At 71.3% G+C, this 11,002-nt stretch carries 12 protein-coding genes; 6 read left to right on the forward strand and 6 right to left on the reverse strand.

Features of this window, described 5'->3' with window-relative positions:
* Together EEJ42_RS39035 and EEJ42_RS39040 are read left to right on the forward strand one after the other, a co-directional pair.
* On the forward strand, positions 1-1,280 hold a 1,280-nt coding region (locus EEJ42_RS39035), incomplete at its 5' end, for a globin domain-containing protein (protein WP_246097647.1).
* A 48-nt stretch (positions 1,281-1,328) separates the two neighbouring features.
* Entirely contained in the window at positions 1,329-2,189 is an 861-nt protein-coding gene (locus tag EEJ42_RS39040) for a pyridoxamine 5'-phosphate oxidase family protein (protein ID WP_425473030.1), read from the forward strand.
* 40 nt (positions 2,190-2,229) lie between these two features.
* Here the strand turns inward: EEJ42_RS39040 and EEJ42_RS39045 are convergent, their stop codons facing one another.
* From EEJ42_RS39045 to EEJ42_RS39065, 5 genes are all read right to left on the reverse strand, one after another.
* Entirely contained in the window at positions 2,230-2,718 is a 489-nt protein-coding gene (locus EEJ42_RS39045; RefSeq protein WP_123106908.1) for an NUDIX domain-containing protein, read from the reverse strand.
* Between the two features lie 60 nt (positions 2,719-2,778).
* A complete protein-coding gene (locus EEJ42_RS39050) occupies positions 2,779-3,675 on the reverse strand; it encodes a LysR family transcriptional regulator (RefSeq protein ID WP_123106901.1) in 897 nt (298 codons plus the stop codon).
* A 231-nt stretch (positions 3,676-3,906) separates the two neighbouring features.
* Complete coding sequence (locus EEJ42_RS39055) at positions 3,907-5,040, reverse strand: cystathionine gamma-lyase (RefSeq protein WP_123106902.1); 1,134 nt, start codon at positions 5,038-5,040, stop codon at positions 3,907-3,909.
* Positions 5,037-5,594, reverse strand: a complete 558-nt coding sequence (locus tag EEJ42_RS39060; protein WP_123106903.1) for a low molecular weight protein-tyrosine-phosphatase — start codon at positions 5,592-5,594, stop codon at positions 5,037-5,039. Before EEJ42_RS39060 ends, EEJ42_RS39055 begins: the two co-directional genes overlap by 4 nt.
* Before the next feature lie 24 nt (positions 5,595-5,618).
* Positions 5,619-5,999, reverse strand: coding sequence for a phage holin family protein (locus tag EEJ42_RS39065; protein ID WP_123106904.1), 381 nt, complete (start codon positions 5,997-5,999; stop codon positions 5,619-5,621).
* Between the two features lie 66 nt (positions 6,000-6,065).
* On the opposite strand from EEJ42_RS39065, the gene EEJ42_RS39070 reads away from it, so the two are divergent.
* The 3 genes from EEJ42_RS39070 (at position 6,066) to EEJ42_RS39080 (ending at position 7,544) form a co-directional block, all read left to right on the forward strand.
* Positions 6,066-6,383: a cupin domain-containing protein gene (locus tag EEJ42_RS39070; protein ID WP_123106905.1), complete on the forward strand. Its 318-nt coding sequence runs from the start codon at positions 6,066-6,068 to the stop codon at positions 6,381-6,383.
* A gap of 108 nt (positions 6,384-6,491) precedes the next feature.
* Positions 6,492-6,746, forward strand: a complete 255-nt coding sequence (locus tag EEJ42_RS39075; protein WP_123106910.1) for a DUF5326 family protein — start codon at positions 6,492-6,494, stop codon at positions 6,744-6,746.
* A gap of 363 nt (positions 6,747-7,109) precedes the next feature.
* Complete coding sequence (locus tag EEJ42_RS39080) at positions 7,110-7,544, forward strand: SsgA family sporulation/cell division regulator (protein ID WP_009716535.1); 435 nt, start codon at positions 7,110-7,112, stop codon at positions 7,542-7,544.
* A gap of 36 nt (positions 7,545-7,580) precedes the next feature.
* Here the strand turns inward: EEJ42_RS39080 and EEJ42_RS39085 are convergent, their stop codons facing one another.
* Positions 7,581-9,014 carry a YibE/F family protein gene (locus EEJ42_RS39085; RefSeq protein WP_123106906.1) on the reverse strand — a complete coding sequence of 478 codons (1,434 nt, stop codon included), beginning with the start codon at positions 9,012-9,014 and terminating at the stop codon, positions 7,581-7,583.
* A 178-nt stretch (positions 9,015-9,192) separates the two neighbouring features.
* On the opposite strand from EEJ42_RS39085, the gene thiC reads away from it, so the two are divergent.
* Entirely contained in the window at positions 9,193-10,956 is a 1,764-nt protein-coding gene (gene thiC, locus EEJ42_RS39090) for a phosphomethylpyrimidine synthase ThiC (RefSeq protein ID WP_123106907.1), read from the forward strand.
* Positions 10,957-11,002 lie beyond the last annotated feature (46 nt).

Here is an 11,002-nt window from a genome sequence, read left to right on the forward strand (position 1 = left end):
CCGCATCCCCCGTCGCCCCCGCGTCCGCGGTGCCGCCGGCGTCCGCGGTGCCGCCCGAGGCCGGCCGCGAGGAGCATCAGCGCCCCGACGAGGGACCGGCCCCGCAGGGCGCGCGGCCCGCCGCCGAATCCGTCTTCACCGCTCCCGAGACCGCCTCGCCCGACGCGATCCTGCTGCGCCGCACCATGGCCGAGATCGAGCCGGTGAGCGACAAGGTCACCTCGTACTTCTACGCGCTGCTCTTCGTCCAGCACCCCGAGCTGCGGCCGCTCTTCCCGGCCGCCATGGACGCCCAGCGCGACCGGCTGTTCAAGGCGATCCTCACCGCGGCCCGGCTCATCGACGACCCCGACATCCTCGGCGACTTCCTCTCCCGGCTCGGCCGCGGGCACCGCAAGTACGGCACCCAGCCCGAGCACTATCCGGCCGTCGGCGAGTGCCTGCTCGCCGCGCTCACCCGGTACGCGACCAACACCTGGAGCGACGAGGCCGAGGCGGCATGGGTCCGGGCCTACACCGCGATCTCCCAGATCATGATCGACGCGGCGGCCGAGGACGAGCTGCGCGCGCCCGCGTGGTGGCAGGCCGAGGTCGTCGGGCACGAGCCGCGCACGGCCGACATCGCCGTCGTCACCGTCCGCCCGGACCAGCCGTACCCCTTTCTCGCGGGCCAGTACACCTCGGTGGAGACCCCCTGGTGGCCGCGGGTGTGGCGGCACTACTCCTTCGCCTCCGCGCCCCGCGCCGACGGCCTGCTGTCCTTCCACGTGAAGGCGGTACCGGCCGGATGGGTCTCCTCCGCGCTGGTGCACCGCGCGCGCCCCGGCGATGTGATCCGGCTCGGCCCGCCCGCCGGTTCGATGACGGTCGACCACTCGACCGACAACGGGCTGCTGTGCCTGGGCGGCGGCACCGGCATCGCGCCGATCAAGGCGCTGGTCGAGGACGTCGCCGAGCACGGCCGCCAGCGGGCGGTCGAGGTCTTCTACGGCGCCCGCAGCGACCACGACCTCTATGACATCGACACCATGCTGCGGCTCGCCCAGCGGCACCCCTGGCTCTCGGTCCGGCCGGTGGTCTCCGACGGGCCGACGAGCGGGCTCAGCGGCAGACTTCCCGACGCCGTGCGGCAATACGGCCCGTGGAACGCGTTCGATGCCTATCTCTCCGGCCCGCCCGGAATGATCCGCAGCGGTGTGGACGCGCTGATGGGCATCGGCGTCCCGTCCCACCGCATACGGCACGACTCCATCGAAGAACTGATGGCGGCGGCGGAGTAGCCGGGAAGCAGCAGACAGACGGCGACAGCAGAACGGGGACGAGGAACTGTGGACGACGTCGGGCACGAGCGGGCGGCTGCCGCGGCACCCGGCCACCGTGCGGAGCGCCTGGAACGCACGGGCCGTCCGGGGAGCGACGGCGAGCATCGCCTCCAGCAGCGCCTGGGCACGGCCGATCGCGCCGACCGCTTCTACGACGAGCAGGTGCTGGACCACCTCAATGTGCGGATGCGGGAGTTCATCGGGCGCCAGGAGATGTTCTTCCTGGCCACCTCCGACCGGCACGGGGAGTGCGACAGCACCTTCCGCGCCGGGCCGCCCGGCTTTCTCGAAGTGCTCGACGGACGCACCCTCGCCTACCCCGAGTACCGGGGGAACGGCGTGCTGGCCAGCCTCGGCAACATCGAGGAGAACCCGCACGTCGGCATCCTGATGGTCGACTTCTTCCGCGACCGCATCGGGCTGCACGTCAACGGCCGGGCCCGGGTGGTCGAGGACGACGAGATGCGCTCCCGCCACCCCGGCCTGCCGGTCGACCCGGTGCCGGGCCGCCGTGCGGTCGTCTGGGTCGAGGTGGCCGTCGAGGAGGCGTACATCCACTGCGCCAAGCACATTCCCCACCTCCAGAAGGTGCCCGCGCGGGGGCGCGGCCGCGCCGGGGACGGGCCGCGCACCGACCGGCCCCGTGAGCCGGAGCAGGGCCGGGCCTGGGGGACGGACGACGTCAAGCGGAAGGGCGGCGACTTCTTCGGCGCCGCCGCCGAGGCGCGCGAGGGACGCCGTACGCCCCCTGCCGAGCGCCCGGCGCGCCCCGAGGAGTGGCTGGAAGAGGCCGAGCGGGTGCTCGCCGAGGCGCGCCGACGGGCGGCCGAGAAGGGACCGCAGCCGTTCAGCGGCTGGTTCCGCTGATCAGCCTTGAGGAAGGCTGGTCGGAACAGGCCAGCGCAGGTCAGCCGAGGTCGTCCGCGAGCAGCGCCCGCACGCCCTCGACGTTGGCGTCGAGATAGGCGCGCAGCGACGGCGGCACCATCCCGACGGAGGCGATCCCCTCGCGGGTGAACGGGATCCGTACGACCTCGTACTCCCCGCAGGGCTCCTCGACCTCCGGGCCGTGCCGCCTGCTGAGGTCCATCGAGGCGAGTCTGCACACGAAGAAGTGCTGCACCTTGACGCCGTCCGGTGCGCCCCCGTCCGGGTGCGGGACGGTGTCGACGAAGGCGGGGACCACATCCGTCACCTTCGCGCCCAGCTCCTCGTCCACCTCGCGGTGCAGGGCCTGGACGACGGTGGTGTCCTCGGGCTCCACCCCGCCGCCGGGGGTGATCCAGTACGGCTCCTGACCGGGCTTGGTCCGCTTGATCAGGATCATCCGCGGGTCGGTGTCGCCGTCGAGCAGGATGGCGCGGGCGGTGCGTTTGACCACGGGTCGTTCGGTCATGCAGGACATCTGCCGCAGCCGTCCCCGGCTGAAACCCCATACTCACCAGCCGACAGAGGCTCACCAGTCGACAGCGGCGCGCAGCAGCCACTCGTGCGCCCGGGCGACGTGCGGCACCGCGAGCCCACCGGTCCGCACGACCAGGAAATAGGTGCGCAGCGGCGGCACCGGCGGGTTGAGCAGCGCCACCACCTCCCCGGCGTCGAGGGCGTCCATGCACAGGTAGCGCGGCAGTACGCCGAGCCCGGCGCCCTCCGCGACGCACGCCAGCACCGCCCGCAGATCGGGCGCGATGACCGTGCCGGAGGTGACCGGGCGGGTGTCGAAGACGGCCGACCAGTAGCGGCTGACCAGCGGCAGGCTCTCGTGGACCTCGACCACGGGCAGCGCCTCCAGCGCGCTCGCGCCCTTGACCTGGAGGACGGCTGAGCCGCCGAGCCGGGCCGCCCAGCGCGGGGACGCGATCAGCACGTGCTCCTCGTCGCACAGCGGGGTGGCGGCCAGGGGCCGTCCGCGCGGCCGGGCGGTGGTGATGGCCAGGTCGTGGTGGCCCGCCCCGAGCCCCTTGAACAGCTCCTCGGAGCTGCCGAACGCGCACCGCAGCGCGAGCCCCTGGGTGACGAGCGTGGTGAGCGCGGGCAGGGCGCGCAGCGCGGTGAACTCCGGGGGACCGGCGAGGTGCAGGGTGCGCAGCGGGGAGTGGTCGTCCAGCCCGGCCTCGGTGATCTCCACGAGCGCGTCGAGGTGCGGGGCGGTCTTGTGGGCCAGCTCCTCCCCGACGGTGGTGGGGATGACACCGCGCGCCGTACGGAGGAACAGCGGCCGCCCCAGCTGCCGCTCCAGGGTGCGGATCTGGCCGGTGACGGCGGGCTGGGAGAGTCCGAGCAGCGCGGCGGCACGGGTGAAGGACCCGGCGCGGTGCACCGTGACAAACGTGCGTAAGAGGGCCAGATCCATGCGGTTCCCCTCGCCTCGACGCACCCCCGCCGCATGCCAACTATAAATATGCCGATAGGTCCATGTCGCTACTGTGATTGGACACTGACGCTGAGTCAACTAGCCTTGTTCAAGCGGTTCTCCACGAGAAGAACCGGGGCGTCTCAAGCCACGAGGGGGGAGGCTTGAGACGCCCGTCAGGCGTACCCGCGCGCGAGCCGCACGGCGAGTTTCGGCCGCCTTCGGCCCCCTTCAGTCGCCGTCACGCGCCTCATCGAGCGCACGCAGCACATCCGCGACCAGATCGTCCGGGTCCTCGGCGCCCACCGAGAAGCGGATGAAGCCCTCGGCCACCGCGTCGCCGCCCCAGCGGCCGCGCCGCTCGGCGGTGGAGCGCACGCCGCCGAAGCTGGTGGCGTCGTCGACCAGCCGCAGCGCGGTCAGGAACCGCTCCGCGTGCTCCTTGCCGGGCAGGGTGAACGAGACCACGCAGCCGAAGCGCCCGCCGCGCATCTGCCCGGCCGCGACCGGGTGCGCCGGATCGTCCGGCAGCCCGGGGTGGCGCACCCCGGTGACCTCGGGCCGGTCGCGCAGCGCCCCGGCGAGCGCGAGGGCGGTCCGGGCCTGCCGGTCGACGCGCAGCGGGAGGGTGGCCAGGGAGCGGTGGGCGAGCCAGGCCTCCATCGGGCCGGGGATCGCGCCGACGGTCTTGCGCCAGCCGCGCACGGCGGCGGCCAGCTCCGGATCGCGGCAGGTGACGTAGCCGAGCAGGACGTCGCCGTGGCCGGTGAGCGCCTTGGTGCCGCTCGCCACGGAGAAGTCCGCGCCCAGCTCCAGGGGGCGCTGGCCGATCGGGGTGGCGAGGGTGTTGTCGACGGCGACCAGCGCGCCGCGCGCGTGCGCGGCCTCGGCGAGCCCGCGGATGTCGCACACGTCGAGGCCGGGGTTGGACGGGGTCTCCAGCCACAGCAGCCCGGTGGTGTCGTCCAGGGCGGTCAGCTGGGCGTCGCCGCCGGTGGGGGCGGTGCGCACCCGGACGCCGAAGCTCCGCAGCCGTTCGGCGAGCGCGGGCAGCAGCTGGTAGCCGTCGGACGGCAGGACGGCGGTGTCGCCCTGCCGCAGCTGGGACAGGAGGACGGCCGCGATGGCGCCCATGCCGGAGGCGAAGACGACTGTCTCGGCGTCGGCGTCCGGGGACTCCAGCTCGCTGATCGCCTCCTCCAGCCGGGACCAGGTGGGGTTGGCGTCCCGTCCGTAGGTGAAGGGACCGGAGGCCTCGCCGGGGAGGTGGTAGTGCGCGGCGAAGACGGGGCCGGGCAGCGCCGGTTCGTAACGCTCGGGCTCGGGCAGTCCGGCACGGACGGCCCGGGTGCCGTCGCCGGTCATACGCGCTCCTCACCGGGCGCGACCGACACGCTGTCGACGGCCTCGGCGACGCTGCCGAGGGCCTCGGCGACCGCGTCCAGCAGCCCGCCGCTCGCGGCCTCGATCATCTCCAGGACCTCTTCGAAGTCGTCCGTCCCGCCGAAGTAGGGGTCCGGTACGTCCAGGCCGCCCGGGGCGTCCGGGTCGGCATCCGGGTCGTAGTCGCGCAGCAGCCGCACCTTCGCGGCGTCCCGCGGGGTGGGCGCCAGGGCGCGCAGCTCCCGCAGATGGCCGCCGTCCAGGGCGATCACCAGGTCGAGGTCGGCGAACCACGCGGGCTGGAACTGCCGTGCGACGTGATCCTGCTCATAGCCGTGGTCGGTGAGCACGGCGATCGCGCGACGGTCGGCCCCGTCGCCCTCGTGCCAGGGGCCGGTGCCCGCGCTGTCCCACGCGACGAGGCCGTCGAGTCCGGCCTCTCCGGCATGGGCGCGGACGATGGATTCGGCCATCGGCGACCGGCATATGTTGCCGGTGCAGACGAAGCAGACACGATAGGGCGACGGGGCTCTCATACCTGTCATCATCCCCGGCCGCGGTCAGTCCTTGTCATCGGGCAGGACGACGTGCAGCGCCCAGGCGACTATGGAAACGACCAGGGCACCGAGGAAGGCCGTGCCGAAGCCCTCGACGTGGAAGCTGAGATCCATTTTCCCGGCCAGCCAGGAGGTCAGCAGCAGCATCAGGGCATTGATCACCAGGGTGATCAGTCCGAGGGTGAGGATGAACAGCGGAAATGCCAGCAGCTTGACGACCGGCTTCACCACCACGTTCACCACTCCGAAGAGCAGTGCGACGAGAATGAGGGTGATCGTCTGACGTCCGGTGTTCTCACCGGTCAGCGTGATGTCCTTGAGCAGCCAGATGGCGACGCCGAGGGCGCCGGCGTTGGCGAGCGTCTTGACGAGCAAATTCTTCATGGTTGAGATCGTCGCAGACAGGCCCGGAGACGGGCAGGGGCATCGCAGGCAGGGGTGGAGAGGCGAATGAAGGCGTTCCGGCTGGACGAGCTGGAGGCGGAGCGGGCCGCGAACGACGGCGCGTATCTACAGTTCCTGCGCGAGCGGAACATGTCGGTCGGGCTGTACGCGCTGAACGCGGGCCAGGCCGATCCGCAGGCGCCGCACAGCCAGGACGAGGTGTACCTGGTGATGAGCGGCCGGGCGTCGATCACGGTGGGCATGGAGACGACCCAGGTGGCGCGCGGCAGTGTGGTGTACGTACCGGCGGGCGTGGCGCACAAGTTCCACCACATCACCGAGGACCTGCGGGTCATGGTGGTGTTCTCTCCCCCGGAAAGCTGACGGGAGCGCTCCGGTCCCCTACGGGTCCGGTCAGGGACGGACGGGGGATGGAAGCCGTCCGTCCGGTTCCTGCCCGCCCTAGCATCGAAGGCAGCGGGACCGGTGTTCATGAACCGGTCCCATCCGGTCAGGAGAAAGCAGGGAGCGAAAGTGGCCGCGAAGGGCATATTCCAGGGCTTGCCGTGGTGGGTGACATGGATCGCGGTGCCGGTTCTCGTCCTCGCCGTCTTCGGCGGGCTGATCATGAGCGTGGTCGGCTTCGTCATCGGCCTGCTCTTCAAGGCGCTGTTGCTGGTGGCGCTGATCGGCGGTCTGATCTACGTCGTACGGAAGTTCACCTCCTCCTCCCGCAGCGACTGGTGACCCACGACGGGTGACCCCGCGCGGCGGGTACGCCGCGCGAGGGATACCGGGGAGCCAAACATCGGCCCCACGGCACCACTGTGGTTAGAGTGCGAGTCCGCGACGTTCCCCATCTCGGCGTCTGCCTCGCAACAACACCCCGGGGGTGCCTGTTGACGACAGCGAACATCGACACGGCCGCTGAACCGGCCCTGATCGCCCGCGCACCGGGCCGGCGTCGCCCGGCCCCGTGGGTTCCACCACGGCAACACTGGCCATTTCCGTTCCCTCACATGAGGCAAAGCGACTCCGCCCCGCAATCGAGTCGCTACGCTCCAGAGTCGGCCAAGTCTGAACTACCCGGGGCGGCGAACGATGCGTGACATGCGTGACACAGTCCAGGCGGAAGTGACGATGACCTTTCTGGTCTCACAGGAACTGTCCTTCCGGATCCCGGTCGAGCTGTCGTACGACAGCGGCGATCCCTACGCGGTCGAGATCACCTTCCACTTGCCCGGCGACGCGCCGGTGAGCTGGGCCTTCGCCCGTGAACTGCTGCTGGACGGGCTCAGCAAACCCTCCGGCGAGGGCGATGTGCGGATCGCGCCGGCCTCGCCCGAAGGGCTCTCGGACGTGTTCATCAGACTTCAGGTGGGGGCCGAGAGAGCCCTGTTCCGGGCCGGGGCGGCGCCGCTGGTGGCCTTCCTGGACCGTACGGACCGGCTCGTCCCGTTCGGCGAGGAGCCCGCGGCCTGCGACCCGGTCGGCGACCTCGACGCCGAACTGGACCGCATCCTGGCCGAGGACCGGTACGCGTAGCGCCGACAGGCGTACGTACGTGCCCGTACGCGCCGGTCAGCGTGCCCGCGCCCGGCGGCGCCGTCCGCGCCCCCGTCCGCCGCCGCTCGCCCCGCCGCTATGCGACTTGTCGCCGTCCGGCGCGTGGTCCGCGGAGACCACCAGGACGGCCAGCGCCGTGGTCACCGGCACCGAGGCCACCAGTCCGATGCTGCCCACCAGCGTGCGGACGATCTCCTCCGCGACGATCTCGCTCGTCGCCACCGTTCCCACCCCGCTGTCCGCGATCGAGAAGAGGAGCAGCAGCGGAAGCGAGGCGCCCGCGTACGCCAGCACCAGGGTGTTCACGACGGACGCGATGTGGTCCCGCCCGATGCGCATCGCGGCCGCGTAGAGCTTGCGGCGGCTCGTCGTGGGGTCCGCTTCCCGCAGCTCCCACACCGCCGAGGTCTGGGTGACCGTCACATCGTCCAGCACACCCAGCGAACCGATGATCACCCCGGCCAGCAGCAAGCCCTTGATCTCGATGTTGGGATAGAGGCCGTGCACCAGACCGGTCTGGTCGTCGGTGTTGCCGGTCAGCGACGCCCAGCCGATGAACAGCGAGCCGAGCACGCCGATCAGCAGCAGCGAGACCAGGGTGCCGAGTACCGCGACCGAGGTGCGGGCGCTCAGCCCGTGGCACATATAGAGCGCCAGCAGCATGATCGCGCTGCCTCCGACGACCGCGACCACCAGCGGATTCGAGCCCTGGAGTATCGCCGGGAGGATGAACAGCGTCAGCACCCCGAAGCTGATGGCCAGCGCCACCAGGGCGAAGACGCCGCGCAGCCGCCCGACGGCCACGACCACGAGCGCGAACACCCCGGCGAGCAGGGCCATCGGGAACGAGCGGTTGACGTCCGAGACCGAGTACTGGAGGTTCTTCGGCGCCTTGGGCGCGTACGCCAGCTTCAGCTCCTGCCCGGCGCTGAACTTCCGTGAGGCGTTCGGCTGGACGATCTCGGGGAACGTGCGGCCCTTGTCCTTGCCCGAGGTGACCTCGATGGTGGCCTTCTCGCAGACGGTCTTGCCGCTGCTTCCGCCGCCACTCCCGCCGCCCGTGCCCCCGCCGGTCGCGCCGCCGGGCGCCGGGGCGGCGCCCTGCTGACCCGGTTCGGTGGGCGCCTGCGGCTGCGCGTTGGCGTCGGCGCAGTTGATCTCCTCCACCTTCACCACCCGCCCGGCGACCGTCTCCTGGTCGAATCCGAGCCCGCTGCGGCCGTGCGTGGTGTGCTCGGGGCCGCCCGGCCACAGCGCGACCAGCCCGGCGACGACGGCGACGGCGAAGGGGATGAGCACCGCCGCGATGACCTTGCGGAGGCGTGCGGAGACGGGCGCGGCCGGGCCGTGTGCGTGGGCATGGCTGTGGCCGTGCCCGTGGGAGTGGCCGTGGGGCTGGCCGGACGGGTGGGGCTGCTCGGGCGAGTGGTCCTGCTGTGTCGCGGTCACCGTCGCATCATCGCAAGAGCGGCAGGCCCCCTGTTCACGTATGCGGGGAAACCGTTAGCGTGGGGGCACCTTTGCAATCGCGGGAGCTCGGAGCACCGGGCTGAGAGGGCGCTGACGCGACGGCTGCGCCGACCGCTGAACCTGTTACCGGGTAATGCCGGCGTAGGGAGTGGGTCTCATGACTCAGCAGGATGCACACATGCGCGACAACACTGCCGATTTCGGCTGGCATAAGGGATATGTCACGGGTTCCCGCCCGGACATCCAGGTCCCGGTTCGCCGCGTGCACCTCACCAATGGCCAGGACGTGACGCTGTACGACACGTCCGGTCCGTACACCGACCCCCACATCGAAACCGACGTCCGCCGTGGTCTCGCGCCACTGCGGCAGAACTGGATCATCGCCCGCGGCGACACCGAGGAGTACTCCGGCCGTCCGGCCCGGCCCGAGGACGACGGGATCAAACACACCGCGCCCCGCGGCGGCCTGCGCAACCTCGACGCGGTCTTCCCCGGACGCCCGCGCCAGCCGCGCCGGGCCCGCGACGGCGCCGCCGTCACCCAACTCGCCTACGCCCGCCGGGGCGAGGTCACCGCGGAGATGGAGTACGTGGCGCTCCGCGAGAACGTCTCCCCCGAGGTGGTCCGCGAGGAGATCGCGGCGGGCCGGGCCGTACTGCCCGTCAACGTCAACCACCCGGAGATCGAGCCGATGATCATCGGCAAGCGGTTCCTGGTGAAGGTCAACGCCAACATCGGCAACTCCGCCGTCACCTCGTCCATCGAGGAAGAGGTCGAGAAGATGACCTGGGCGACCCGATGGGGCGCCGACACGGTCATGGACCTCTCGACCGGCCGCAACATCCACACCACCCGCGAGTGGGTGCTGCGCAACTCCCCGGTGCCCATCGGCACCGTGCCGCTCTATCAGGCCCTGGAGAAGGTCGACGGCAAGGCCGAGGAGCTGACCTGGGAGGTCTACAAGGACACCGTCATCGAACAGGCCGAGCAGGGCGTCGACTACATGACGGTGCACGCGGGCGTACGGCTGCCGTACGTCCCCCTGACCGCCCGCCGCAAGACCGGCATCGTCTCCCGCGGCGGCTCGATCATGGCCGCCTGGTGCCTGGCCCACCACCAGGAGTCGTTCCTCTACACGCACTTCGAGGAGCTGTGCGAGATCCTCGCGGCGTACGACGTCACCTACTCGCTGGGTGACGGACTGCGCCCCGGATCCATCGCCGACGCCAACGACGAGGCCCAGTTCGCGGAGCTGCGCACGCTCGGCGAACTCAACCGGATCGCCAAGGAGCACGGCGTCCAGACGATGATCGAGGGCCCGGGTCATGTCCCGATGCACAAGATCAAGGAGAACGTCGACCTCCAGCAGGAGATCTGCGAGGAGGCCCCCTTCTACACCCTGGGCCCCCTCACCACGGACGTCGCGCCCGCCTACGACCACATCACCTCGGGCATCGGCGCCGCGATGATCGCCTGGTGGGGCACGGCGATGCTCTGCTACGTCACCCCCAAGGAGCACCTGGGGCTGCCGGACCGCGACGACGTGAAGACCGGCGTCATCACCTACAAGATCGCCGCCCACGCCGCCGACTTGGCCAAGGGCCACCCCGACGCCCAGGCCTGGGACGACGCGCTCTCCGACGCCCGCTTCGAGTTCCGCTGGGAGGACCAGTTCAACCTGGCCCTCGACCCGGACACGGCACGCTCGTTCCACGACGAGACGCTTCCGGCGGAGCCCGCCAAGACGGCGCACTTCTGCTCCATGTGCGGGCCCAAGTTCTGCTCGATGAAGATCAGCCACGACATCCGCCGCGAGCACGGCGACGCGATGGACGAGGCGGAGGCGGAGGCCGGAATGGCGGAGAAGTCCCGCGAGTTCGCCGCCGCGGGCAACCGGGTCTATCTGCCGATCGCCGACTGACCCCGGCCCTGGGCTACGGCCGCCGGGCTCCGGAAACACGGTTTCC

The organism is Streptomyces botrytidirepellens, from assembly GCF_003721215.1.
Taxonomy (GTDB): Bacteria; Actinomycetota; Actinomycetes; order Streptomycetales; family Streptomycetaceae; genus Streptomyces; species Streptomyces himastatinicus.